The following is a 25,263-nucleotide window of genomic DNA, read 5'->3' as shown; positions in this document are numbered from 1 at the left end:
TCTTCACTCCAGGACGATGTTCTTGGCCTTGATCAGCGGGGCCCACTTGCCCGCCTCCGCCTTGATGAAGCGGTCGAAGGCCTGGGGCGACCCGGGCTGCGAGACGATCATGCCCAGGCCTTCGAACTGCGTGCGGAAGGCCGCCTCGCGCACGGCCGATGCCACGGCGGCGTTCAGGCGCCTGACCGCCTCCTCCGGCGTCTGCCGGGGCACGAAGAGGCCGAACCAGGTGGACACGTCGAAGCCCGCCACCCCCGCCTCGGCCACCGTCGGCACCTCGGGCAGGATCGGCAGGCGCTGCGCGGTGGTCACCGCCAGCGCGCGCACCCGCCCGCCCTTGATCAGCGGCATGGACGAGCCGATGGAGTCGACCAGGAACTGCGTCTCGCCGGACAGCACGCCGTTGAGCGCGGGCGCGCTGCCCTTGTACGGGACGTGCAGCATCTCGGTGCCGGTCGCCGACTGCAGCAGCTCGCCGGCCAGGTGCAGCGAGCTGCCCACGCCGGTGCTGCCGTAGGCCAGGCGTCCCGGCTGGGCCTTGGCCGCGGCCAGCAGGTCGGCCAGGCTGGTCAGCGGGCTGTCGGCCTTGACCACCACCACCAAGGGCGTGTCGGCGATCCGGCCGACGGGGGTGAACTCGCGCGGGTCGTAGCCGATCTTGCTGTTGAGCATCGGATTGAGCACCACCGTCGACGCCGCGCCGAGCAGCACGGTGTAGCCGTCCGCCGGCGAGGCGGCGAGCGCCTGCGCCCCCAGGCCGCTGTTGGCGCCCGGCTTGTTCTCGACCACCACCGTCTGCGCGAGCTCCCGGCGCATGGCCTCGGCCAGCGAACGGCCCAGCACGTCGGTGATGCCGCCGGGCGGGTACGGCACGATCAAGCGGATCGGCTTCTCGGGCCAGGCCGCCAGCGCGGGTCGGGCGGCCAGTGCCAGGCCGCCGCCCATGGCGACCAGGACCGCGCGCCGTGGCAGGTTGGGTGCGTTCATGCGGGTCTCCTCGGGGCGGCGTTCCTGCCGCGATGGGCCGATCGAATCTGATCGGCGATTAGTTTGAGGGCGATCGTCGCGTTTGAGTCCAAGGGTAAACACCTGAGAAGGTCGACGGCCGCTGGACGGTGTTCAGGTGGTCTAATATCTGATCGTTGAACAGATTGAAGGCGCCGTGCCGATGACGAAGATGCTGCAGGACAAGGTGGTGCTGGTCACCGGGGCCGGGGCCGGCATCGGCCGGGCGCTGGCGCTGGCGCTGGGCGCCGAGGGCGCTTCGGTCGTCGTCAACGACATCGGCGACGCCGCCCATGCGGTGGTCGACGAGGTCCGGCAGGCCGGCGGGTCCGCCGCGCCGGCCATCGGCAGCGTCGGCGAGGCCGAGGCCGCCGCGCAGCTGGTCGACGACGCGGTGACGGCCTTCGGCCGCCTCGACGGCGTGGTCAACAACGCCGGCATCCTGCGCGACCGCATCTTCCACAAGATGGGTCCCGACGACTGGGACGCGGTGCTGCGCGTGCACCTGTACGGCAGCTACTTCGTCAGCCGTGCGGCGGCGGACCGCTTCAAGGACCAGGGCAGCGGCGCCTTCGTGCACATGACGTCCACCTCGGGGCTGATCGGCAACGTCGGCCAGGCCAACTACAACGCGGCCAAGCTCGGCATCGTGGCGCTGTCCAAGAGCATCGCGCTGGACATGCAGAAGTTCGGCGTGCGGTCCAACTGCATCGCGCCCTTCGCCTGGACGGCGATGACCAGCTCGATCCGGGTGGACACGCCGGAGCAGCAGGCCCGGGTCGAGCGCTTCAAGCAGATGACCCCGGAGAAGATCGCCCCGCTGGCGGTGTACCTGCTCAGCGACGCGGCCGCGGCGGTCAACGCCCAGGTCTTCGCGGTGCGCAAGAACGAGGTCTTCCTGATGAGCCAGCCCCGGCCGTTGCGCTCGGTGCACCGCGAGGAGGGCTGGACCGCGCAGAGCCTGGCCGAGCACGGTGTGCCGGCGCTGCAGGCGTCCTTCGTGCCGATGGACCGCTCGGGCGACGTCTTCACATGGGACCCGATCTGAGCGCGGACCGGCCCGGCGGCGTGCAGGCGCGCCACCAGGCGGCGCTGGACGAGGGCCGCTTCCTCATCCAGCGCTGCAGCGCCTGCGACCGTGCGGTGTTCTTCCCGCGCGAGCTCTGTCCCCACTGCGGCAGCACCGCGCTCGCCCGGCAGGCGCCGGCCGGCACCGGCACGGTGGTCGCCGTGACCACCGTGCGTCGCCGGCCCGAGGACGGCGGCGACCTCAACGTCTCGCTGGTCGACCTGGACGAAGGCGTGTGCCTGATGAGCCGGGTCGAAGGCCTGGCGCCCGACGATGTTCGCATCGGCCTGAAGGTGCGCGCCCGCGTCGTGCAACACGACGGCCGGGGCCTGCTGGTGTTCGATCCCGCATGACCACGACCAACTCCCTGCGCGGCAGTGCCGCCATCACCGGCGCGGCCACGTTCGGCTGCGGCGAAGCGCCCGGCTTCACCGACATCGAGCTGCTGGCCCGCGCCGCCACCGCGGCGGTGGCCGATGCCGGCCTGACGATGAAGGACATCGACGGCCTGGCCACCTGCAGCCTGTCGGCGGTGATGTGGCCGATGCCGGTCATCGAGTACCTCGGCCTGAACCCGTCGTACGTCGACGGCACGATGCTGGGCGGCAGCAGCTTCATCGCCCACCTGCTGCCGGCCATGCGGGCGCTGCAGGCGGGGCAGTGCCGCCATGTGCTGATCTGCTACGGCAGCGCCAACCGCAGCAGCGCCTTCGGCCGCCGGGAGATCGTCGCCAGCCGGCGCTTCCTCGACCCGCAGCCCTACGAACACCCCTACCAGCCGGCGCTGCCGGTGAGCGCCTATGCGCTGGCCGCCTCGCGCCACATGCACCAGTACGGCACCACGCGCGAGCAGCTGGCCGAGGTGGCCGTGGCCGCGCGCGCCTGGGCCCGGTTGAACCCGGAGGCGTTGATGCGCGGCCCGCTGTCCATCGCCGACGTGCTGGCCTCGCGGATGGTGTCCGACCCGCTGACCGTGCGCGACTGCTGCCTGGTCACCGACGGCGCCGGCGCGTTGGTGCTCAGCCGTGCCGACGAGGCGCGTGACCGGCCGAGGGCGCCGGTGTACGTGCTGGGCAGCGCCACCGCCGTGTGGCACCGGCAGATCTCGTCGATGCGCGACCTGACGGTGACCGCGGCCACCCAGTCCGGCGCCCAGGCCTTCGCCGCGGCCGGGCTGGCGCCGAAGGACATCGACATGGTGCAGCTCTACGACGCCTTCAGCATCAACACCCTGCTGTTCCTGGAGGACCTCGGCTTCTGCGCCAAGGGCGAGGGCGGTGCCTTCGTGCAGGGCGGTGCCATCGCGCCCGGCGGGCGGCTGCCGGTGAACACCAACGGCGGCGGCCTGTCCTGCGTGCACCCGGGCATGTACGGCGTGTTCGCGCTGATCGAGGCGGTGCGGCAGCTGCGCGGCGAGGCCGGCGAGCGGCAGGTCGCCGGCGCGAGGACCGCGCTGGCGCATGGCAACGGCGGCACGCTGTCGAGCCAGGCCACCGCCATCCTGGCCACCGAGGCCCTGCCGTGATCCGGCTCAGCCTGGCGTGAGGGTCCGCGCGGCCCGCGCCAGCGTCGCGCGCGCCTGCAGCACCACCGGCAGGTCGACCATCCGGCCATCGAGCTGCACCGCCGCGCCGGCGCTGGCGGCGTCGGCGGCCAGCACGCGCCGCGCCCAGTCGAGCTCCTGTGCCGACGGCGCCAGCGCGTCGTGCACCACCGCCACCTGCCGCGGGTGGATGCACAGCTTGCCGCCGAAGCCGAAGCGCAGGGCGCGTCGGGTGTCGGCCTGCAGGCGCGCGTCGTCGCCGGTCTGCACGGTCACGCCGTCGAGGGCCGGCGCGCGGCGGGCGAGCCGGGTGGCGATGGCCACCGCGAAGCGCAGCGGCACCAGTTCGGTCTCGTCGGCGTCGCAGGCGATGCCGGTGTCGGCCATGAAGTCGAGGCTGCCGACCACCAGGCGCAGCACGCCCGCGGCGCCGGCCACCGCCTTCACCGCGTCGAGTCCGGCGGCGGTTTCGATCAGCGGCAGCAGCGCAACGCCACCGGCGGCGGCATGCAGCGCCGCCAGGGCGGCGGCCGACTCGGCCTTGGGCACCATCACCGCCGCGAGGCCGGGCAGCGCGGCGACGAGCGCGAGGTCGTCGGCCGGCACCTGGCCGTCGGCGGCAGCGTTGACGCGCACCACCAGCGGCACGCCGAGCGCGTGCAGCGCCGGCCACTGCTGTGCGATGTGCGCGCGGGCCGCCGGCTTGTGTGCCGTGGCCACCGCGTCCTCCAGGTCGAGCACCACCGCGTCGGCCCCGCTGCGCGCGGCCTTGTCGAAGCGCTCCGGCCGGTCGCCGGGCACGAACAGCAGCGTGCGCGCGGTGGCGACCGGCGAGTCGGTGTTCATGCCCATCTCAGATCGCCCCTTCCCGGCGCAGCCGTTCGATGTCCGTCGCGGACCAGCCCAGTTCGGCGAGGATGGCCCGGCTGTGCTGGCCGAGGGCCGGCACCGGGTCCATGCGGGGTCCGTCGGCGGCGGTGTTGCCCGGCGGCAGCAGCGCGGGCACGGGGCCGGCGGGCGTGCCGACCTCGGTCCAGCGCCGGCGCGCCTTCAGCTGCGGATGGTCCCACACCTCGTGCATGTCGTTGAGCCGGGCGTTGGCGATCTGCGCCTGCTCCAGCCGCTCGATCACCTGGTCGGCGTTGAGCGCCGAGAACACCGCCTCGATCAGCGCCGACAGCGCCTGCCGGTTGGCGACGCGGCGCGGGTTCGAGGCGAAGCGCCCGTCGGTGGCCAGCTCCGGTTGCCGCAGCACGGTGGTGCAGAAGGCCTCCCACTCGCGCTCGTTCTGCAGGCCCAGCATCACGGTGCGGCCGTCGCCGGCCGCGAAGGGCCCGTAAGGGTAGATGGTGGCGTGCGCCGCGCCGGCGCGCGGCGGCGGCGGCGCACCGTCGAAGGCGTAGTACAGCGGGTAGTTCATCCACTCGGCCATGCTCTCCAGCATCGACACGTCGAGGTGCGAGCCCTGCCCGGTGCGGCCGCGCAGCAGCAGCGCGTTGAGGATGCCGGTGTAGGCGTACATGCCGGCGGCGATGTCGGCGATCGAGCAGCCGGCCTTGGCCGGCGCGTCCGGGCCGCCGGTCACGGACAGGAAGCCGGACTCGCTCTGGATCAGCAGGTCGTAGGCCTTCTTGTCACGGTAGGGCCCGTCGGCGCCGTAGCCGGAGATGTCGCAGACGATGAGCCGGGGGTGGCGCGCGTGCAGCGCTTCGAACGACAGCCCCAGCCGTGCGGCGGCGCCCGGCGCCAGGTTCTGCACCAGCACGTCGGCGCCTTCGAGCAGCCGGCCCAGCACCTGCTGGGCCTCGGCGTGCTTGACGTCCAGCGTCAGGCTTTCCTTCGAGCGGTTGACCCAGACGAAGTGCGAGGCCAGGCCCTTGACGCGCTCGTCGTAGGCGCGCGCGAAGTCGCCGACGCCCGGACGCTCCACCTTGATCACCCGCGCCCCCTGGTCGGCCAGCTGGCGGGTGCAGAAGGGCGCCGCGATGGCGTGTTCCAGCGTGACGACCGTGATGCCGTCGAGCGGTCGGACCATGTCGGCTCCTTCGTGATGGGGTCAGTACGACTTCGGCAGGCCGAGCACGTGTTCGGCCACGTAGCTGAAGACCATGTTGGTGGAGATGGGCGCCACCTGGTACAGCCGCGTCTCGCGGAACTTGCGCTCGATGTCGTATTCGCAGGCGAAGCCGAAGCCGCCGTGCGTCTGCAGGCAGACGTTGGCCGCCTCCCAGCTGGCCTTGGCGGCCAGGTGCTTGGCCATGTTGGCCTCGGCGCCGGCGTTCTGGTTGGCGTCGATCCTCGCGCAGGCCTTCCAGCGCATCAGGTTGGCCGCCTCCAGCTCGATGTGGGCTTCGGCGATCGGGAACTGCACGCCCTGGTTCTGGCCGATCGGCCGGCCGAAGACCACGCGCTCCTTGGCGTAGCGGGTGGCCCGGTCGATGAACCAGTAGCCGTCGCCGATGCACTCGGCGGCGATCAGCGTTCGCTCGGCGTTCAGGCCGTCGAGCAGCACCTTGAAGCCCTTGCCCTCGGGGCCGAGCAGGTTCTCCTGCGGGATCTCGAGGTTGTCGAAGAACAGCTCGTTGGTCTCGTGGTTGACCATGTTGGGGATCGGCCGCACGGTGAGCCCGTGTCCGACGGCCTGCCGCAGGTCGACCAGGAAGCAGCTCAGGCCGTCGGAACGCTTCTGCACCTCAGCCAGCGGCGTCGTGCGGGCCAGCAGGATCATCATGTCGCTGTGCTGGATGCGCGAGATCCACACCTTCTGGCCGTTGACCACCCAGCGGCCGTCCTTCTTCACCGCGGTGGTCTTCAGCTTGGTGGTGTCGCTGCCGGTGGTCGGCTCGGTCACGGCCATCGACTGGATGCGCAGCTCGCCGGCGGCGATCTTCGGCAGGTACTGCTGCTTCTGCGCCTCGCTGCCGCTGCGCACGATGGCGTTCATCACGTACATCTGGCCGTGGCAGGCGCCGGAGTTGCCGCCGCAGCGGTTGATCTCCTCCATGATCACCGACGCCTCGGCCATCGACAGGCCGGAGCCGCCGTAGGCCTGCGGGATGAGGGCGGCCATCCAGCCGGCGCCGGTCAGCGCATCGACGAAGGCCTCGGGGTAGGCGCGTTCGGCGTCGACCTGGCGGAAGTACTCGTCGGGGAACTGGCGGCACAGCTGCTGGATGGCGGCTCGCAGTTCCTGGTGGGCATCGAAGTCGGCGTGCATGGCGTTGATCGTCAGGCGATGGTGGCGGTGGCCTGCATGGCGAGGCGGCCGTCCGGCCCCCGCGCCCACAGGTGGATGGACTGGGCATCGGCCTGGCGGCCGCAGACCTCGAACGGCGCGGTGTCGAACAGCGGCTGCACGGCCTTGAAGTCGAACGCGGTGACCCGGGCGGTCGGCCGCTCGCGGTGCAGCAGGTCGAGCAGCAGCGTGGCGATGAGCGGGCCGTGCACCACCAGCCCCGGGTAGTGCTCCACCTGCGTGGCATACGGCCGGTCGTAGTGGATGCGGTGGCCGTTGAAGGTGAGGGCCGAGTAGCGGAACAGCAGCACCGGGTCCGGGTGGACGCGCCGGGTCCAGGGCGCCTCGGCCGGTGCCGGCGCGACGGCGGGCGGTGGCGCGTCGGGCGGCGGCATGTCGCGGTAGACGATGTCGTGCACCTCGGTGATCGCCAGGCGGCCGTCGGCGTGCACCTCGTGGTCGACGGTGACGAACACCAGCGGCCCGCTGCGGCCCGACTTGACCTGCACGTCGCGCAACGTGGAGGTGCGCGTCAAGCGCTGGCCGAGCGTGAGCGGCGCGTGGAAGCGCAGCCGCCCTCCGGCCCACATGCGACGCGGCAGCGGCACCGGCGGCAGGAAGCCGCCGCGCCGCGGGTGGCCGTCGGCCGCGACCTCCGACTGCCGGTGCAGCGGCAGGAAGTACAGCCAGTGCCAGCAGGGCGGCAGCGCCCCCGCGGTGCCGGCAGCGCCGTCATGGTCCAGCGTGGCGGCCAGCGCCTGCCACGGCGGCGCGGTGACCACGTCGTCGACCACGGTGGTGCGGCCGATCCAGGCGCGCAGCGGCTCGGCGTCCAGGGGGAGGGTCATGCGGTGTCCGGGGCTGCCAAGGCGCGGATTGTCGGAAGCCGGCGGGCTGCGGTGAAATACTGATTCGAGCTACTCCGTAGACCGGGAACACCTAGCCGGGACCGCTGAAGAATGGAACTGCGACAGCTGCGCTACTTCATCGGCGTCGCCGAGGCCGGCAGCCTGCTCAAGGCCTCGGCCCGGCTGCATGTCGCGCAGCCGGCGCTCGGCCAGCAGATCGCCGCGCTGGAGGACGAGGTGGGCGCGCGGCTGTTCGAGCGCACCTCGCGCGGCATGGCGCTCACCGATGCCGGCCGCACCTTCCTCGACCACGCGAAGGTGGTGCTGGCCGATGTGGAGCGGGCGCGCGCCGCGGTCAGCGCCTCGGCCGGCGAGCCGCGCGGCGAGGTGGTGATCGGCCTGCCGACCACCGCCGCCCTGGCCGCCACCGTGCCCATCGTGCGCGCCTGCCGCGAACGGCTGCCGCAGGTGCGGCTGAAGGTCATCGAGGGCTACAGTGGCTTCGTGCGCGAGTGGCTGACCGCGGGCCGGCTGGACCTGGCCATCCTCTATGGCGATGCGCCGGTCGCCACGCTGGCGCTGCAGCCGCTGGTGGAGGAGCGCCTGGCGCTGATCACCGCCGCGGCGGAGTCGCACCGGCCGGGCCCGATCGCGCTGGTGGACGTGGCGCGCCATCCGCTGGTGCTGCCGGGTCGCGAACACGGCCTGCGGCGCATCGTCGACGACGCCTGCGCGGCGGCCGGGCTGACGCTGGACGTGGTGGCCGAGATCGACTCGCTGCCCAACGTGAAGCGGGTGGTGGAGGCGGGCATCGGCCGCACCATCCTGCCGGCCGGGGCGGTGGCGGAGGAGGTGGCGGCCGGCCGGCTGACGGCGTCGACCATCACCGACGCCAGCATGCTGCGCCGGGTGATGCTGGCGCGCAGCGTGGCGCGGCCGGCCTCGCTGGCCGCGACCGCGGTGGCGGCGCTGACGGTCGACCTGATCCGCGGCATGGTGGCCGCGGGCGCCTGGCCCGGGCGCTGGATCGGCGACTGATCAGGCGACCGCTTCGGACCGACGCATCAGCCCATCACGACCGGCACCTCGGTGGCCGGTGGCGTGTTGCGGCTGCGGCCGCAGCGCACCAGCCCGTCGATCATCACCATGCCGATGCCCGGGATGTCGCCCAGCTGCACGCTTTCCAGCAGGGTGCGGCCGGCGGTGTGCTGCGCACGGTCCATGAACACGAAGTCGGCCGCCCGGCCGGGTTCGACCAGTCCGCAGTTGAGGCCGTGGATGCGCGCGGTGTTGCCGGTGGCGAAGCAGAACGCCAGCTCGGGCGGGATGCCGCCCAGGCTGGACAGCAGCGCGATCAGCCGCACCAGCCCCAGCGGCTGCACGCCGGAGCCGGCCGGGCCGTCGGTGCCGAGGATCACCCGGTGCGGGCACTTGAGGTCGAGCGCCGCGCGGGCGGCCTCGATGGCGATCTTCTCGTTGCCGTTGTGCACGATCTCGATCGCGCGCCGGGACTTCTCGCACAGCTCGCAGACGTGCTTCCAGGGCAGGCTGGTGTGGCCGCCGTTGATGTGGCCGATGACGTCGGCATCGGCGGCCAGCACGACGTCCTTGTCGATCAGCCCGGAACCGGGAATGGAGGGCCCGCCGGTGTGGATGGTGCTGCGGATGCCGTGCCGGCGCGCCCAGGCCACCATGGTCTGCGCTTCCTCGCCGCCCTTGACCGAGCCAAGCCCGATCTCGCCGAGCAGCGTCACCCCGCCGTCGGCCAGGTCCTTGAAGTCCTGCTCGGTCATGCCCTTCTCGATGACCGGCGCGCCGGCATGCACCTTGACGCCGCCGGGGCGGAAGTTGTCGAAGGCACGCTGCGCGGTGATGGCCAGCGCCTTGAGGCCGACGATGTCCTTCGGCCGGCCGGGCAGGTGCACCTCGCCCGCCGAGATCATGGTCGTGACGCCGCCGTTCATGCAGGAGTCGATCCAGCCGAGCTGGTTCTGCCGCGGGGTCCAGTCGCCGAACACCGGGTGCACGTGGCTGTCGATCAGGCCGGGCGCGAGGCAGGTGCCGCGGGCGTCGATGGTGGTGCGCGCCCCGGCGGTGTCCAGCGCCTTCCCGCGGCCGACGGCGGTGATCAGGCCGTCCTCCACGAGCACGGTGTCGGCGTCCAGCAGCGGCCGGTCGATGTCGCCGGACAGCAGCAGGCCGATGTTGCGGATGACGACCTTGCCCGAAGGCCCGGCGGTGGCGGCGTCTGCCATGGATGGCGCTCCCAGAGTGGATGAGGGGGTCAGGTGGCGAGCGCCAGTTCCTGCACCGGCGACACGGTGCGCAGCACGGTGTCGACCACGAAGGACTCCCAATGGGCGAAGGCGCCCGGCGACTCGAGGTTCTCGCCCAGGAAGGCCGAGAGGGTGAAACGGTTGGACTGGTAGAAGTAGCCCAGCGCCGCCACCATCAGGTAGAGGTCGCGGCCGGACAGGTCCGAGCGCATCAGGCCTTCGTCGATGCCCCGCTTGAGCAGCTGGTCGAGGATGCGGATGGCCGGTGGCGAGTATTCGCGCGCGCGCAGCGACTTGCCGATGTGCTTGCCGCGGTAGAGGTTCTCGCTGTTGAGCAGCGTGACGAACTCGGGGCTCTCGCGGTAGTAGCGGACGATGAAATGCACCACCTGCGTCAGCGCCTGCATCGGGTGGTCGTCCAGCACCAGCTGCGACTCGGCCTCGTTGAAGCGCCGGTAGATCTCTTCCAGCGCCGCGATGAACAGGCCCTCCTTGCTGCCGAAGTAGTAATAGATCATCCGGTCGTACGACTTGGCGGCCTTCGAGATCTTCTCGACGCTGCCGCCGTCGTAGCCGTGCTTGGCGAACACCTTGATCGCCGCCTTGAGGATGCTGTCGCGGGTGGCCTGCGCGGCCAGTTCACGCACTCCGGGCTTCCGCTGCCCGGCCGGGGCGGCGGTTCTGGGGGGCGCTCTTGCGGGTCGGCATCCGGCGGTCTCCGTCCTGGGGTCTGTGGGTCGTGTCGATGCTACGCGAGCGGTGCCCGCCGTCAGGACTCGACGAAGGCCCGCTCGATGACGAAGTCGCCCGGCGCGGTGGTGCTGCCTTCGTGAAAGCCGCGCTCGCCGAGCAGGCCCTTTAGGTCGCGCAGCATGCCCGGGCTGCCGCAGATCATCACCCGGTCCATGGCCGGGTCGAGCGGCGGCAGCCGAAGGTCCTCGAACAGCCGGCCGCTGGCGATGAGGTCGGTGACGCGGCCGGTGTTGCGGAAGGCCTCGCGCGTCACCGTGGGGTAGTAGATGAGCTTGCCGGCCAGCAGTTCGCCCAGCAGTTCGTCGCGCGGCAGGTCCTCCGTCAGCAGCTGGTGGTAGGCCAGTTCCTTCACCTCGCGCACGCCGTGGACCAGCACCACACGCTCGAAGCGCTCGTAGGTCTCGGGGTCGCGCACGATGCTGAGGAAGGGCGCCAGGCCGGTCCCCGTCCCGACCAGGACCAGCCGGCGGCCGGGCAGCAGGTAGTCGATCAGCAGCGTGCCGGTGGGCTTGCGACCGACGATCAGCGCGTCGCCCGGCTGGACGTGCTGCAGGCGCGAGGTGAGCGGGCCGTCCGGCACCTTGATGCTGAGGAACTCCAGGTGCGGCTCATGGTTGGCGCTGACGATGCTGTACGCACGGAGCAGCGGCTTGCCGTCGACCCGCAGGCCGATCATCGTGAAGTGGCCGTTGGAGAAGCGCAGCGAAGCGTCGCGCGTGGTGGTGAAGGAGAACAGGCGGTCGGTCCAGTGGTGGACGCTGAGGACCCGCTCTTCGTTGAAGGCGCTCATCGTGGGGAGGAAGGAGGAAGGACAGGGGTCGGCGTCACGGACCGTTGTTTGATGTAGTAAAGACTACATGAAACGTTCGCTGCAGTGCAAGCGATTTCCGCGCCCGAACGGCGCTGCGAAAACCGATTGCGGCGCCGCGTCGGCTGGGCTAGATTGGATGTGTAGCAGGCACAACATGTGCATGTAGTGACGGCTACATGAGATAGAACCGCGGAGCGCGCGTGACCGAACACACCAAGACCGATGGACTGCCCGGGCTGGAGCCGCCACTGCAGGTGCTGGAGCGGTCGCGCCCGCGCCACGAGCGCATGGCCGCCAACAAGATCGAGTGCAACGCGTGCCCCGTGCTGTGCCAGATCAGCGAGGGCAAGACTGGTGCATGCGACCGCTACGCGAACGCGAATGGTGCGCTGGTGCGGGTCGACCCGGTGGTGCTGCTGCGGCGCACGCTGGGGCGCGACGACGCGCGGCTGGTGCCGTTCGCACCGGCGGGCCGGCCGGCGGACGAGGCGATGACCGACGGGGCCGGGTCGGCGGACGAGGCCTTGGCCGACGGCGAGGTGTTCGTCACCGGCATCGGCTCGTCGACCACCTACCCCGACTACAAGCCGGCACCGTTCATCGTCTCGACGCAGGTGGACGGGGTCGACACCGTCACCGTCGTCACCGAAGGCATCTTCAGCTACTGCAGCATGAAGGTGAAGATCGACACCGACCGCTTCCTCGGCCCGGAGCAGGCCAACGTGCGCTGCCGGGGCGAGGTGGTCGGCCACGTCAGCACGGCGGAATACGGCTCGCAGATGCTGTCGCTCGGCGGCGTGCACCACCTCACCGGCGGCAGCAAGAAGGAAGGCCGGGTCACGCTGGAGATGATGCTGGCGCTGGGCAACAAGGGCCCGGTGGAGCTGACCATCGACGGCGGCTCGCAGGTGGTGGTGCAGGCCGGCCGCGCGCCCATCGTCAACGGCGTCGAGGAGCAGCGCATGCGCGTGGGCTGCGGCTCGGCGACCGTCGGCATCTTCGCCAAGCAGCTGTTCGGCCATGTCGACGAGGTGGTGGTGGTCGACGACCACATCACCGGGGTGCTGAGCGAGCACCAGGCCGGTCGCTGCCTGGACATGAAGGCCTCCGGCATCCGCATGCGCGGCCGCAAGTCCACGCCTGGCCGCTACTTCCAGGTCGCCAACCCGGGCACCGGCTGGGGCGGCACCGACCTGGTCGAGCCGCTGTCGGTCATCGAGGGCTGGGACCCCGCCGTCGCCTGGCCGGGCCTGCGCCTGCTGCTGACGTCCACCACCGGCGAGCACGCCGCCTGGTACGTGCTGGACGCGGACCTGGTGCCGGTGGAAGCCGAGATGCCGGCCGCGGTGCGCGCGGTGGTGCAGCGCATCGGTGAGAACTGCGAGCCCTCGCTGTCGACCGTGCTGTTCCTCGCCGGCGCCGGCGGCAGCCTGCGCGCGGGCGTGACCGAGAACCCGGTGCTGCTGACCAACGCCATCAAGCGGGCGCAGGTCAACGTCACCCTCGGCGGCGCACCGGCCTACGTCTGGCCGGGCGGCGGCATCACGGTGATGACCGATGTGCTGCGCATGGCCGAGGGCAGCTTCGGCACCGTGCCCACGCCGGCCATCGTGGCACCGATCGAGTTCACGCTGCGCCTGGACGACTACCGCGCGCTCGGCGGCCACATGGACCATGTGCGCACGCTGGAACAGGCGCTGCGGTCGGGCGCCTGGCACCACGACGGCGCGCCGACCGCCCGCCGCTGGGCGGCGCCGCTGGCCGCGAACCCGTGGCCGCTGGGCCAGGGCCCGGTGCTGGGCTGAGCCGTCCATGCCCGCCGCACGCGCGCTCCTGCCCGACGGCCGCTGGCACTTCCACCACGGCCCGATGGACATCGTCCTCGGCGCCGACGGCGAGGCCGCTGCGGTGGCCGCCGCGCATGAGGCCGCGTGGCAGCGCTTCCGTCCGCTGCTCGACGAACTGGTGGCCGAGCTGCCCGCCTTGAAGGCGCCGGTCTCGGCCGATCCTTGCCCGCTGCAGGGGCCGGTGGCCGCTGCGATGTGGCGCGCCTGCAGGCCGCACCGGTCGGTCTTCATCACGCCGATGGCGGCCGTGGCCGGTGCCGTGGCCGACGCGCTGATCGCCGCCTATCGTCGCCCGGGCGTGCGCCGCGCCTGGGCCAACAACGGCGGCGACATCGCCCTGCACCTGACCCCTGGCGCCACGCTGACGGTGGGCCTGTTCAGCGACCTGGCCCGGTTGGATGCCGAGCGGCTGCGCCAGGGTCCGCAGGCCGACCGCGCCTTCGAGGTCGGCCATGCCTTGCCCGTCCGCGGCGTGGCCACCAGCGGCTGGCGTGGCCGCAGCCTGTCGCTGGGCATCGCCGACAGCGTCACCGTGCTGGCGGCGGACGCGGCACGGGCCGACGCGGTCGCCACCGTCATCGCCAACGCGGTCGACGTCGAGCACCCGGGCATCCGACGCCGCCCGGCCCACGAGGTGAAGGACGGCAGCGACCTGGGGTCGCTGCCGGTGACGGTGGACGTGGCGGCGCTGCCGTCGCCGCTGGTGCACCAGGCGCTCGAGCGCGGTGCGTCGTGCGCCCGCACGTTGATCGCACGTGGGCTGGTGCACGCGGCGGTGCTGGTGTGTCAGGGCCGGCTGCGGCGGTGCGGCCCCCTGGATCACGCCGATGCGCCAGCGCCGAAACTGGTTCAGTCTTTGCTTAATGAACATTAAGGCCACGCTACACATGATCGAGCTCAGACGCGTCCTCACCCATGTCGAGGACATCCACCACGAGTTCGGCCCGCCGCCGCCGCGGCCGCTGCGGCGGGGGGGCGATCGCGGCGGTGCTGACCAACCCGTTCGCCGGCCGCCACGAACCCGACCTTCTGCCGATGATGGATGCGCTGTCGCCGCTGGGCCTGGACATGGCGCGGCGCCTGCTCGCCGCGATGGCGGTGCCCGCCGACCGCATCGAGGGCTACGGCAAGGGCGCCATCGTCGGCAGCCGCGGCGAGCTGGAGCACGGCGCGCTGTGGCATGTGCCCGGCGGTTACGCCATGCGCGAGCTGCTCGGCTGGAAGGGCGACGGCGTCGCCTACGCCCGTGGCGAGGCGGGTGACGACGGCAAGCCGAAGGGACAGCCCGGCAACGCGCTGTCCATCGTGCCCTCGACCAAGAAGGTGGGGCCGCCCGGGGTGACGCTCGACGTGCCGATGACCCACCTCAACGCCAGCTACGTGCGCAGCCACTTCGACGCCATCGAGGTGCGGGTGCCCGGCGCGCCGACCGGCGACGAGCTGGTCTACATCCTCGCCATGAGCACCGGCCCGCGGGTGCACCAACGCGTCGGCGGACTGAAGGCCGCCGACATCGCCCGCTGGGACGGCCAGCGCTAAGGAGGCACCTGCATGAACGCCAAGATCCGCAAGCTCGTCGTCCAGGTCGACGAAACCCGTGTCGAGATGGGCCGGAGCATCGATCCGCCGACCCGCAAGGCGGTGGCCATCGCGGTCATCGAGAACCCGTGCGCCGGCCGCTACGTCGAGCAGCTCGACGAACTGATCGCCATCGGCGAGGCGCTGGGCGCGCTGCTGGGCCAGCGCGCCGTCGCCGCCCTCGGCATCGCGCCCGGCCAGGCGCACAGCTACGGCAAGGCCGCCATCGTGGGCGAAGGCGGCGAGCTCGAGCACGCCGCCGCCATCCTGCACCCCAAGTTGGGCGCGCCGCTGCGCGTGGCGGTGGGCAAGGGCGCGGCGCTGGTGCCCTCGGCCAAGAAGCTGGGTGGCCTGGGCACCGCCATCGACGTGCCGCTGGGCCACAAGGACGCCGCCTTCGTGCGCAGCCACTTCGACGCCATCGAGGCCCGGGTCGCCGACGCACCGCGTGCCGGCGAGATCGTCGTCGCCGTGGCCGTCACCGACAGCGGCCGGCCGCTGCCGCGCATCGGCGGGCTGCAGGTCGACGAGATCCAGGGCCAGGACGGCCTGCGCTGACGACCCCCTTTTCCCTCACGTCACGACCCCCACACCACCACCCCCGGGAGCCCCATGAACCCCTTCAAGCCCTTCGTCGCCGCCGGCCTGCTCGCGGCCGCCTTCGCCGCCCCGGTGCTGGCGCAGAACGCGATCCGCATCGGCGAGGTCAACAGCTACAAGGCGCAGCCGGCCTTCCTCGACCCGTACAAGAAGGGCATGGACCTGGCGGTCGAGGAGATCAACGCCGGCGGCGGCGTCAACGGGCGCAAGCTGGAGCTCATCACCCGCGACGACAACGCCAACCCGGGCGACGCGGTGCGGGTGGCCGAGGAGCTGGTGTCGCGTGAGAAGGTGGACATCCTCGCCGGCAGCTTCCTGTCCAACATCGGCCTGGCGCTGACCGACTTCGCCAAGCAGAAGAAGATCTTCTTCCTTGCCGGCGAGCCGCTGACCGACAAGATCACCTGGCAGGGCGGCAACCGCTACACCTTCCGCCTGCGCCCCGGCACCTACATGCAGGCCGCGATGCTGGTGCCGGAGGCGGCCAAGCTGAAGAAGAAGCGCTGGGCCATCGTCTACCCCAACTACGAATACGGTCAGTCGGCGGTCGCGGCGTTCAAGCTGCTGCTGAAGGCGGCGCAGCCCGATGTCGAGTTCGTGGTCGAGCAGGCGCCGCCGCTGGGCCGGCTGGACGCCGGCAGCGTGGCGCAGGCGTTGGCCGACGCCAAGCCCGACGCCATCTTCAACGTGCTGTTCGGCGCCGACCTGACGAAGTTCGTGCGCGAGGGCAACACCCGCGGGCTGTTCGAGAACCGCGAGGTCGTCAGCGTCCTCACCGGCGAGCCGGAGTACCTCGACCCGCTGAAGGACGAGACGCCGAACAACTGGATCGTCACCGGCTACCCCTGGCACGGCATCCAGACGCCGGAGCACAAGGCCTTCTTCCTCGCCTACCACGGCAAGTACAAGGACTATCCGCGGCTGGGTTCGGTGGTGGGCTACACCATGATCAAGTCGATTGCCGAAGGCGTGAAGAAGGCCAAGGGCACCGAAACCGAGAAGCTCATCACCGCCTTCCGCGGCCTCGAGCTGATGTCCCCCTTCGGCAAGATCACCTACCGCGCCGAGGACCACCAGTCCACGATGGGCGCCTTCGTCGGCCGCACCAAGCTGGACAAGGGCAAGGGCACGATGGTCGACTACGTCTACCTCGACGGCGCCAAGTTCCAGCCCCCGGCGGCGGAAGTGAAGAAGCAGCGCGCGGCCGATTGACCTTTCCTTCCCCCGCTTGCCATGGACCTCTCCGGCTTCATCGTCCAGCTGCTGAACGGGCTGGCCGGCGCCTCCACGCTGTTCCTCGTGGCGGCGGGGCTGTCGCTGATCTTCGGCGTCACGCGCATCGTCAACTTCGCCCACGGCTCGTTCTTCATGCTGGGCGTGTACATCGCCTATTCGCTGGCGGAGTGGCTGGGCGGCGGCCTCGGCTTCTGGGTGGCGCTGCCGCTGGCCGCGCTGGCGGTGGGCCTCGTCGGCGCGCTGGTCGAGGTCACGCTGCTGCGGCGCATCTACCGCGCGCCGGAGCTGTTCCAGCTGCTGGCCACGTTCGCCCTGGTGCTGGTGCTGAAGGACGCGGCGCTGTGGCTGTGGGGGCCCGAGGACCTGCTCGGTCCGCGCGCGCCGGGGCTGGAGGGCGCGGTGCGCCTGCTCGGCCGACGCTTCCCGTCCTACGACCTGTTCCTCATCGTCGTCGGCCCGGTGGTGCTGGGCCTGCTGTGGCTGCTGCTCACCCGCACCCGCTGGGGCACGCTGGTGCGTGCCGCCACGCAGGACCGCGAGATGGTGGGCGCGCTGGGCGTCAACCAGGCCTGGCTGTTCACCGGCGTGTTCGCGCTGGGCTCGCTGCTGGCCGGTCTGGGCGGCGCGCTGCAGCTGCCGCGCGAGCCCGCCAACCTGGGGCTGGACCTGGCCACCATCGGCGATGCCTTCGTCGTGGTGGTGGTGGGCGGCATGGGCTCCATTCCCGGCGCCTACGTCGCCGCGCTGCTCATCGCCGAGGTCAAGGCGCTGTGCGTCGGCTTGGGCACGGTGGAGGTGCTGGGCTTCTCGTTCTCCTTCTCGAAGCTGACGCTGGTGGTCGAGTTCCTCGTCATGGCGGTGGTGCTGGTGGTGCGGCCCTGGGGCCTGATGGGCCGTCCGCAGGGCACCAGCCGCAACAGCGCGCCGGCCGAGCCGCCGCTCACCCCTGCCGACCGGCCGCTGAAGATCACCGCCGGCCTGCTGCTGGCGCTGCTGGTCGCGCTGCCGCTGCTGACGAAGGGCGCGCCCTACGTCACCGTGCTGGCGATCGACCTGTTGACCGCGGCGCTGTTCGCCGCCAGCCTGCACTTCATCATGGGGCCGGGCGGCATGCACTCCTTCGGCCATGCGGCCTACTTCGGGCTCGGCGCCTACGGGGCCGCGCTGGCGGTGCGCCTGCTCGGCCTGCCGATGGAGCTGTCGCTCATCGCCGGCCCGCTGGTGGCGGCGCTCGGCGCGCTGGTGTTCGGCTGGTTCTGCGTGCGGTTGTCGGGCGTCTACCTCGCCATGCTGACGCTGGCCTTCGCGCAGATCGTCTGGTCGGTCAGCTACCAGTGGGACGAGGTCACCGGCGGCAGCAACGGCCTGACCGGCGTCTGGCCCGCGGCCTGGCTGGCCGACAAGCAGGCCTACTACCACGCCACCCTGGCGCTGGTCGGCTTGAGCGTGCTGGCGCTGCGACGGGCGCTGTTCTCGCCCTTCGGCTATGCCATGCGCGCCGGCCGCGACTCGCCGACCCGGGCCGACGCCATCGGCATCGACGTCAGGCGTTTGCAGTGGATGGCCTTCGTCGTGGCAGCGCTGTTCGCCGGCCTGTCGGGCGCGCTGTTCGCCTTCTCCAAGGGCAGCATCTCGCCGGAGACGCTGGGCGTCGGCCGCTCGGTGGACGGCCTGGTGATGGTGCTGCTCGGCGGTGTGCAGACCCTGGCCGGGCCGCTGGTCGGCGCGGTCAGCTTCACCTGGCTGCAGGACACCGTGGCCCGCAGCACCGACTACTGGCGTGCGCTGCTCGGTGCGGTGGTGCTGCTGCTGGTGCTGGCCTTCCCGATGGGCATCGCCGGCTTCGTCAAACAACGCGTGCAGGGGCGCCGGGAGCTGGCCGCATGAGCGCGCCGGACCACGCCCGAGCGCAGATCCCGAACCGCGTGGCGCGGAGGGAGATCCCATGAAACCACCGCTGCTCGAAGTCCGCGACCTGGGCAAGTCCTTCGGCGGCGTCAAGGCCGTCGACGGCATCGGCTTCGACGTCGCCGCCGGCGAACTGCTGGCGCTGATCGGCCCCAACGGCGCCGGCAAGTCCACCACCTTCAACATGGTCAACGGCCAGCTGCGGCCCGATGCCGGCGCCATCCGGTTCCAGGGCCGCGAGCTGACCGGCCTGAAGCCGCGCGAGATCTGGCGCCTCGGCGTCGGCCGCACCTTCCAGATCGCGGAGACCTTTGCCTCGCTGACGGTGGTGGAGAACGTGCAGATGGCGCTGCTGTCGGCCGACGGCCGGCTGTTCTCGATGTGGCGGCGTGCCGCCGACCACAAGCGCGAGCAGGCGCTGGCGCTGCTCGAACAGGTCGGCATGCGCGCCCAGGCCGACCGGCCGTGCAGCGTGCTCGCCTATGGCGACGTCAAGCGGGTGGAGCTGGCCATCGCGCTGGCCAACGACCCGCGGCTGCTGCTGATGGACGAGCCCACCGCCGGCATGGCGCCCAAGGAGCGCAACGACCTGATGGCACTGACCAAGGAACTCGTCGTGCAGCGCGGCATGGCGGTGCTGTTCACCGAGCACAGCATGGACGTCGTCTTCGCCTACGCCGACCGCATGGTGGTGCTGGCCCGCGGCCGCCTCATCGCCGAGGGGCAGGGCGCCGCGATCCGCGACAACCCGAAGGTGCAGGAGGTCTACTTCGGGACGGGCAAGACCTTCGAGAAGCACCGGTCCAAGCCGCTGGAGGCGGCGGCATGACGGCCGCATCACGGGCCGGTGACGGCCGCGACGTGCTGCTGCAGGCGCGCGGCCTGAAGGCCTGGTACGGCGCCGCGCAGATCCTCTACGACGTCGACCTGGAGGTGCGCCGCGGCGAGGTGGTGGCGCTGATGGGCCGCAACGGCGCCGGCAAGTCGACCACGTTGAAGACGCTGATGGGGCTGCTGCCCAAACGACGCGGCACGGTGCACTTCCTCGGCCAGGACATCTCCCATGCGTCGCCGCACGAAGCTGCCCGCCTGGGCCTGGGCTTCGTGCCCGAGGACCGGCGCATCTTCACCGACCTCACGGTGACGGAGAACCTGGAGGTCGGCCGCCAGCCCGCGCGGCGCTGGGCCGACGGCTCGGCCGCGCCGCAGTGGACACCGGCGCAGCTGTTCAAGCTGTTCCCCAACCTGGGCGAGATGCCCCACCGCCCGGGCGGCCGCATGAGCGGCGGCGAGCAGCAGATGCTGACGGTGGCGCGCACGCTGATGGGCAACCCCTACCTGGTGCTGCTGGACGAGCCGTCCGAGGGCGTGGCGCCGGTCATCGTCGAGCAGATGGCCCAGATGATTCTTGAGCTGAAGGGTCAGGGCGTCAGCATCCTGCTGTCGGAGCAGAACATGCACTTCGCCGAGCTGGTCTCCGACCGCGCCTACGTGCTGGAGAAGGGCCAGATCCGCTACCACGCCAGCATGGCCGAGCTGGCCGCCAACGAGGAGGTGCGCCGCGCCTACCTGAGCCTGTAGCCGCGATCGCCGCCCGGGTCGTTGGCAAGGGTCATGCTTCGTCCGCCGTCTTTCAACCACCCCCAAGGCACCGCCATGACCACGACCGTCCGCCGCCGCCGTCTGCTCGCCTCCGCCGCCCTCGGCCTTGCCGGCGGGGCCGGCCTGCTGCAGGCCGCGCGCGCCGCCACCACCATCAAGCCCGATGCCCGCAGCGCGCTCATCGTGGTCGACGTGCAGAACTGCTTCGTCAGCGGCGGCACGCTGCCGGTGACCAAGGGCGAGGAGGTGGTGCCGGTCATCAACCGCCTGGCCGGTGCCTTCCGGAACGTGGTCGTCACGCAGGACTGGCACACCCCGGGCCATGCCTCCTTCGCCAGCGCGCACGCCGGCAAGAAGCCCTTCGAGACGACGAAGCTTCCCTACGGCAACCAGGTGCTGTGGCCGGACCACTGCGTGCAGGGCACCGACGACGCGGCGCTGCACAAGGACCTCAGGCTGCCCACCGCCCAGCTCATCATCCGCAAGGGCTACCACCCCAGCGTGGACAGCTACTCCGCCTTCATGGAGGCCGACGGCAAGACGGCCACCGGCCTCGGCGCCTACCTCAAGGCGCGCAACATCAAGCGGGTCTTCGTCACCGGCCTGGCCACCGACTTCTGCGTGGCCTGGACGGCGATGGATGCGCGCAAGGCCGGCTTCGAGGTCTACGTCATCGAGGACGCCACCCGGGCCATCGACCTCAACGGCTCGCTGGCCGCGGCCTGGAAGCAGATGGCGTCCAAGGGCGTCAAGCGCATCCAGTCGGCCGACATCGCCACCGCCTGATGCCGCTGCGGCTGCACGTCAACGGCACCGAGCACGCGCTGGACGTGCCGCCCGATGCGCCGCTGCTGGCGGTGCTGCGCAACGACCTGGCGCTCAATGGCCCGAAGTACGGCTGCGGCCTGGGCGAATGCGGCGCCTGCACCGTGCTGGTCGACGGCGTGGCGGCGCGCGCCTGCGTCATCCCCGCCGGCGGGGTGCAGGGCCGGCGCATCACCACGCTGGAGGGGCTGGCGGGGTCGGGCGGTCGGCACCCGGTGGGCCATGACAAGCTGCATCCCGTGCAGCGGGCCTTCGTCGACGAGCAGGCCGCGCAGTGCGGCTACTGCCTGAACGGCATGGTGATGATGGCGGCCGCGCTGCTCGCCCGCGAGCCCGATCCGAGCGACGCCCGCATCGTGCAGGAACTGTCGTGCAACCTGTGCCGCTGCGGCACCCACGTCGAGATCGTCAACGCGGTGCGGCGGGCGGTGGTGCTGATGAAGGCGGCATGACGCCGCGCGCCGAACAGCCGCGGACCCGCGAGGCGTTCCACGCCGCCGTCGGCGTGCTGCTGGTGGTGCGCGAGCCACCGCCGGCGCCGCAGCCGGTGCCGGGCCAGCCGGCTGCCGTGCCCGCGAATCCGGCCGAGGGCGTCGAGGTCCTGCTGGCGGTGTGGGACGACGGCAGCGTCACCGGCCTGCACGGCCACGTCGACCTGGGCACCGGCATCCGCACCGCGCTGGGCCAGGTGGCGGCAGAGGAGTTGGACCTGCCGCTGGCGCGGGTGCACATGGTGCTGGGCGACACCGCGCGCGCACCGAACCAGGGGGCGACGATCGCCAGCGCCTCGCTGCAGATCCACGCGGCGCCGCTGCGCCAGGCGGCGGCGCAGGCGCGGGCCTGGCTGGCGCTGCAGGCGGCGGCGCGGCTGGGCGTGCCCGCCGGCGACCTGCGGGCCGACCACGGCGTCTTCACCACCGCCGACGGCCGCCGGCTGGCCTATGGCGACCTGGTCGCCGGCCGGCACGAGGTGCTGCGCCACGACCCCGGCGTGGCGGTCAAGCGGCCCGAGGACTACCGGCTGGTCGGCACCGACGCACCGCGGGTCGACATCCCGGGCAAGGTGGTCGGCGAGGCGACCTTCGTCCACGACCTGCGCCTGGCCGGCATGCTGCACGGCCGCGTGATCCGCCCGCCCTACGCCGGCGCGGACCACGGCGACTTCATCGGCAACACCCTGCAGGACGTGGACGAGCGCTCGATCGCGCACATCCCCGGCGTGCGCGCGGTGGTGGTGATCCGCGACTTCGTCGGCGTGGTGGCCGAGCGCGAGGAGCAGGCCGAGGCCGCCATGCGCCAGCTGGTGGTGCGCTGGAAGCCCTGGCCCGGCCTGCCGCCGCTGGACGACCTGGCGCAGGCGCTGCGCGCGCATCCGGCCACCCCGCGCCGGCTGGTCGACGAGGGCGATGTGGAGGCGGCGCTCGACGGCGCCGCTCAGCGCCTGTCGCGCACCTACGTCTGGCCCTACCAGCTGCACGCCTCGCTCGGGCCGTCCTGTGCGGTGGCCGACTGGCGCGGCGACCGGCTGGTGGTGTGGGCCGGCACCCAGAACCCGCATGTGCTGCGCGCCGACCTGGGCCGCCTCACCGGCCTGGCCGACACCGCCATCGACGTGGTGCGGCTGGAAGCGGCCGGCTGCTACGGCCGCAACGGTGCCGACGACGTGGCCGCCGACGCGGCGCTGTTGTCGCGGGCGGTGGCCGCGCCGGTGCGGGTGCAGCTCACCCGCGAGCAGGAGAACGCCTGGGAGCCCAAGGGCGCGGCGCAGCTGATGGAGGTGGACGGCGGCGTCGACGCGCAGGGCGGCTTCGCCGCCTACGACTTCCGCACCTCCTACCCCTCCAACGGCGCGCCGACGCTGGCGCTGCTGCTCACCCGCACGGTCGAGCCGGCGGCCCAGGCCTACGAGATGGGCGACCGCACCGCGCGCACGCCCTACGCGGTGCCGAACCTGCGCGTCACCGTCAACGACATGGCGCCGATCCTGCGCGCGTCGTGGCTGCGCGGCGTGTCGGCGCTGCCGAACTCGTTCGCGCACGAGAGCTACGTCGACGAGCTGGCCAGCGCCGCGGGCGAGGACCCGGTGGCCTACCGCCTGCGCCACCTGCCCGACCCGCGTGCGGCCGAGCTGCTGGCCGCCACCGCGCAGCGCGCCGGCTGGCGGCCGCACACGACGCCGCAGCAGCAAGGCGCCACCGGCGACCTGCTGCACGGCCAGGGCGTGGCCTATGCGCGCTACGTGCACAGCCGCTGGCCGGGTTTCGGTGCGGCCTGGGCGGCCTGGGTCGCCGACGTTGACGTCGACCGGAAGACCGGTGAGGTGCACGTCAAGCGGGTCGTGGTCGGCCATGACGCCGGGCTGATGGTCAACCCGGCCGGCGTGCGCCACCAGGTCCACGGCAACGTGGTGCAGACCACCAGCCGCGCGTTGAAGGAACGCGTGCAGTCCGACCCGGCCACCGGCGTGCAGAACCTCGAATGGGGCAGCTACCCGCTGCTCAGCTTCCGCGAGGTGCCGGTGATCGAGGTGATGACCATGCCGCGGCCCGGCGAGCCGCCGCTGGGCGCCGGCGAGTCGTCGTCGGTGCCCGGCACCGCGGCCATCGCCAACGCCATCTTCGACGCCACCGGCGTGCGCTTCCGCCAGCCGCCGTTCACGCCCGAGGTGGTGCGCGCGGCACTGCAGCCGCTGCCGTCGCACGGCACGGCGGACCGGCCCGCGGCGGCGCCGCCGCCCGTCTCGCCGCCGCGGGACGCACCGTGGCCGCGCCGCCGTAGGGGCCGGTGGGCCACCGCCGGCGCGCTGCTCGCCGGTGGTGTGGGCCTGGCCGGTGCGCTGTTCGGCTGGCGGCCGGCCATCGCGCCGGTCACCCGGCCCGACGCGGCGATCTACACCGCGGCGACGATCGAACGCGGTCGGCAGCTCTTCGCCGCCGGCGACTGCGCCGTCTGCCACACCGCGCCCGGCGGCGTGGCCAATGCCGGCGGCCGGGCGATGCACACGCCCTTCGGCACGGTGCACACCACCAACCTGACGCCCGACGAGGCCACCGGCCTCGGCGCCTGGTCCTTCTCCGCCTTCCAGCGCGCCATGCGCCACGGCATCTCGCGCGACGGCCGGCACCTCTACCCCGTCTTCCCCTACACCGCCTTCGCCAAGGTCGGCGACGACGACCTGATGGCGCTGTACGCCTACCTGATGTCGCTCGACCCGGTCACCGCGCCGACGCCGGCCAACGACCTGCGCTTCCCCTTCGGCCTGCGGCCGCTGATGGCCGGCTGGAACGCACTCTTCCACGACCCGGCGCCGTTCCAGCCCGAGCCGCAGCGCAGCGCCGAATGGAACCGCGGCGCCTACCTGGTCAACGGCCTGGGCCACTGCGGCGCCTGCCACACGCCGCGCAACGCACTGGGGGCCGAGCGGCGCGGCGCGGCCTACCTCTCCGGCGCGATGGTCGACGGCTGGGAAGCGCCGGCGCTGACCGGCTTGTCGAAGGCACCGGTGCCCTGGTCGGCCGACGAGTTGTACCGCTACCTGCGCCACGGCCACACGCGGGACCACGGCATCGCCGCCGGCCCGATGGCGCCGGTGGTGCGCCAGCTGCAGGTGCTGCCCGACGACGACGTGCGGGCCATGGCGACCTACCTCGCCGGCTTCAACCCGCCGGCGGCCGACGGGCAGGCGGCCGCGGTGGTGGCGCAGGCGCGGTCGCACGCGCAGGGCCTGCGCGGCGCCGGGCAGCGCCTCTTCGACGGCGCCTGCAGCGCCTGCCACCACGACGGCGACGGCCCGACGCTGCTGGGCGTGAACCGGCCGCTGGCGCTCAACAGCAACCTGCACAGCGACCGGCCCGACAACCTGCTGCGGGTGGTGCTCGACGGCATCCGTGAGCCCGCCGGCCACGACGTGGGCTTCATGCCCGGCTTCCGCCATGCGCTGAGCGACGCCCAGGTCGCCGAGCTGGCGGCGTACATGCGCCAGCGCTTCGCCCCCGGCCGGCCGGCCTGGCCCGACCTGGCCGGCACCGTCGCGCGGCTGAGGGCGCAGCCGGCGGACTGACGCGCGAGCCCCGGCGCCGGCCGCGTCGCACACGGGCTTCGCGAGACCGGCCGGCCGCATGGCCCTG

At 72.2% G+C, this 25,263-nt stretch carries 22 protein-coding genes and 1 pseudogene; 15 read left to right on the top strand and 8 right to left on the bottom strand.

Annotation, left to right across the window (positions count from 1 at the left end):
• Positions 1-3 precede the first annotated feature (3 nt).
• The gene (locus LRS07_RS18590; RefSeq protein WP_260499417.1) at positions 4-987 is read right to left on the bottom strand and encodes a Bug family tripartite tricarboxylate transporter substrate binding protein; all 984 of its coding nucleotides are present in this window, start codon (positions 985-987) and stop codon (positions 4-6) included.
• Between the two features lie 190 nt (positions 988-1,177).
• On the opposite strand from LRS07_RS18590, the gene LRS07_RS18585 reads away from it, so the two are divergent.
• Genes LRS07_RS18585 through LRS07_RS18575 form a run of 3 tightly spaced genes read left to right on the top strand, consistent with a single transcriptional unit; the run spans position 1,178 to position 3,599 of the window.
• A complete protein-coding gene (locus LRS07_RS18585; protein WP_260502164.1) occupies positions 1,178-2,053 on the top strand; it encodes an SDR family oxidoreductase in 876 nt (291 codons plus the stop codon).
• A complete protein-coding gene (locus LRS07_RS18580; protein WP_260499416.1) occupies positions 2,038-2,427 on the top strand; it encodes a Zn-ribbon domain-containing OB-fold protein in 390 nt (129 codons plus the stop codon). The genes LRS07_RS18585 and LRS07_RS18580 overlap by 16 nt, the downstream gene beginning before the upstream one ends.
• Positions 2,424-3,599: a thiolase family protein gene (locus LRS07_RS18575; protein ID WP_260499415.1), complete on the top strand. Its 1,176-nt coding sequence runs from the start codon at positions 2,424-2,426 to the stop codon at positions 3,597-3,599. Before LRS07_RS18580 ends, LRS07_RS18575 begins: the two co-directional genes overlap by 4 nt.
• Positions 3,600-3,605: 6 nt before the next feature.
• On the opposite strand, the gene LRS07_RS18570 is transcribed toward LRS07_RS18575, so the two are convergent.
• The 4 genes from LRS07_RS18570 to LRS07_RS18555 are packed head-to-tail and all read right to left on the bottom strand — an operon-like array spanning position 3,606 to position 7,700.
• On the bottom strand, positions 3,606-4,463 hold the full coding sequence (locus tag LRS07_RS18570) for an HpcH/HpaI aldolase/citrate lyase family protein (protein WP_260499414.1): 858 nt from the start codon (positions 4,461-4,463) through the stop codon (positions 3,606-3,608).
• Between the two features lie 7 nt (positions 4,464-4,470).
• Complete coding sequence (locus tag LRS07_RS18565; protein ID WP_260499413.1) at positions 4,471-5,652, bottom strand: CaiB/BaiF CoA transferase family protein; 1,182 nt, start codon at positions 5,650-5,652, stop codon at positions 4,471-4,473.
• A 21-nt stretch (positions 5,653-5,673) separates the two neighbouring features.
• The gene (locus LRS07_RS18560; protein WP_260499412.1) at positions 5,674-6,834 is read right to left on the bottom strand and encodes an acyl-CoA dehydrogenase family protein; all 1,161 of its coding nucleotides are present in this window, start codon (positions 6,832-6,834) and stop codon (positions 5,674-5,676) included.
• Between the two features lie 11 nt (positions 6,835-6,845).
• Positions 6,846-7,700 carry an HTD2 family dehydratase gene (locus LRS07_RS18555; RefSeq protein WP_260499411.1) on the bottom strand — a complete coding sequence of 285 codons (855 nt, stop codon included), beginning with the start codon at positions 7,698-7,700 and terminating at the stop codon, positions 6,846-6,848.
• 111 nt (positions 7,701-7,811) lie between these two features.
• On the opposite strand from LRS07_RS18555, the gene LRS07_RS18550 reads away from it, so the two are divergent.
• The gene (locus LRS07_RS18550; RefSeq protein ID WP_260499410.1) at positions 7,812-8,738 is read left to right on the top strand and encodes a LysR substrate-binding domain-containing protein; all 927 of its coding nucleotides are present in this window, start codon (positions 7,812-7,814) and stop codon (positions 8,736-8,738) included.
• A 26-nt stretch (positions 8,739-8,764) separates the two neighbouring features.
• Here the strand turns inward: LRS07_RS18550 and LRS07_RS18545 are convergent, their stop codons facing one another.
• From LRS07_RS18545 to LRS07_RS18535, 3 genes are all read right to left on the bottom strand, one after another.
• Complete coding sequence (locus LRS07_RS18545; protein WP_260499409.1) at positions 8,765-9,955, bottom strand: amidohydrolase family protein; 1,191 nt, start codon at positions 9,953-9,955, stop codon at positions 8,765-8,767.
• A gap of 29 nt (positions 9,956-9,984) precedes the next feature.
• Positions 9,985-10,623 (bottom strand): TetR/AcrR family transcriptional regulator, encoded by a 639-nt coding sequence (locus LRS07_RS18540; protein WP_260499408.1) that lies wholly within the window; start codon positions 10,621-10,623, stop codon positions 9,985-9,987.
• A gap of 122 nt (positions 10,624-10,745) precedes the next feature.
• On the bottom strand, positions 10,746-11,519 hold the full coding sequence (locus LRS07_RS18535) for a ferredoxin--NADP reductase (RefSeq protein ID WP_260499407.1): 774 nt from the start codon (positions 11,517-11,519) through the stop codon (positions 10,746-10,748).
• A 221-nt stretch (positions 11,520-11,740) separates the two neighbouring features.
• Between LRS07_RS18535 and LRS07_RS18530 the strand changes: the two genes are divergently transcribed.
• From LRS07_RS18530 to LRS07_RS18480, 11 genes and pseudogenes are all read left to right on the top strand, one after another.
• Positions 11,741-13,345: a 6-hydroxynicotinate reductase gene (locus LRS07_RS18530; protein ID WP_260499406.1), complete on the top strand. Its 1,605-nt coding sequence runs from the start codon at positions 11,741-11,743 to the stop codon at positions 13,343-13,345.
• A gap of 7 nt (positions 13,346-13,352) precedes the next feature.
• Positions 13,353-14,261, top strand: coding sequence for a UPF0280 family protein (locus LRS07_RS18525; protein WP_260499405.1), 909 nt, complete (start codon positions 13,353-13,355; stop codon positions 14,259-14,261).
• Between the two features lie 13 nt (positions 14,262-14,274).
• A pseudogene (locus LRS07_RS18520) lies at positions 14,275-14,926 on the top strand (amino acid synthesis family protein).
• Between the two features lie 12 nt (positions 14,927-14,938).
• The gene (locus LRS07_RS18515; RefSeq protein ID WP_260499404.1) at positions 14,939-15,523 is read left to right on the top strand and encodes an amino acid synthesis family protein; all 585 of its coding nucleotides are present in this window, start codon (positions 14,939-14,941) and stop codon (positions 15,521-15,523) included.
• Positions 15,524-15,577: 54 nt separating this feature from the next.
• Positions 15,578-16,777: an ABC transporter substrate-binding protein gene (locus LRS07_RS18510; RefSeq protein WP_260499403.1), complete on the top strand. Its 1,200-nt coding sequence runs from the start codon at positions 15,578-15,580 to the stop codon at positions 16,775-16,777.
• A gap of 21 nt (positions 16,778-16,798) precedes the next feature.
• Positions 16,799-18,688 carry an ABC transporter permease gene (locus tag LRS07_RS18505; RefSeq protein ID WP_260499402.1) on the top strand — a complete coding sequence of 630 codons (1,890 nt, stop codon included), beginning with the start codon at positions 16,799-16,801 and terminating at the stop codon, positions 18,686-18,688.
• 58 nt (positions 18,689-18,746) lie between these two features.
• Positions 18,747-19,538: an ABC transporter ATP-binding protein gene (locus tag LRS07_RS18500; protein WP_260499401.1), complete on the top strand. Its 792-nt coding sequence runs from the start codon at positions 18,747-18,749 to the stop codon at positions 19,536-19,538.
• Positions 19,535-20,290, top strand: coding sequence for an ABC transporter ATP-binding protein (locus tag LRS07_RS18495; RefSeq protein ID WP_260499400.1), 756 nt, complete (start codon positions 19,535-19,537; stop codon positions 20,288-20,290). The genes LRS07_RS18500 and LRS07_RS18495 overlap by 4 nt, the downstream gene beginning before the upstream one ends.
• Before the next feature lie 75 nt (positions 20,291-20,365).
• Positions 20,366-21,097, top strand: a complete 732-nt coding sequence (pncA, locus tag LRS07_RS18490) for a bifunctional nicotinamidase/pyrazinamidase (protein ID WP_260499399.1) — start codon at positions 20,366-20,368, stop codon at positions 21,095-21,097.
• Positions 21,097-21,588 (top strand): (2Fe-2S)-binding protein, encoded by a 492-nt coding sequence (locus tag LRS07_RS18485; RefSeq protein WP_260499398.1) that lies wholly within the window; start codon positions 21,097-21,099, stop codon positions 21,586-21,588. Before pncA ends, LRS07_RS18485 begins: the two co-directional genes overlap by 1 nt.
• Positions 21,585-25,196 carry a molybdopterin cofactor-binding domain-containing protein gene (locus LRS07_RS18480; protein WP_260499397.1) on the top strand — a complete coding sequence of 1,204 codons (3,612 nt, stop codon included), beginning with the start codon at positions 21,585-21,587 and terminating at the stop codon, positions 25,194-25,196. The genes LRS07_RS18485 and LRS07_RS18480 overlap by 4 nt, the downstream gene beginning before the upstream one ends.
• The last annotated feature ends 67 nt before the right edge of the window (positions 25,197-25,263 follow it).

This window comes from Aquabacterium sp. J223, assembly GCF_024666615.1.
Taxonomy (GTDB): domain Bacteria; phylum Pseudomonadota; class Gammaproteobacteria; order Burkholderiales; family Burkholderiaceae_C; genus J223.
The sequence above is the reverse complement of the archived record's forward strand: the minus strand, read 5'-3'. Positions and strand labels throughout refer to the sequence as shown.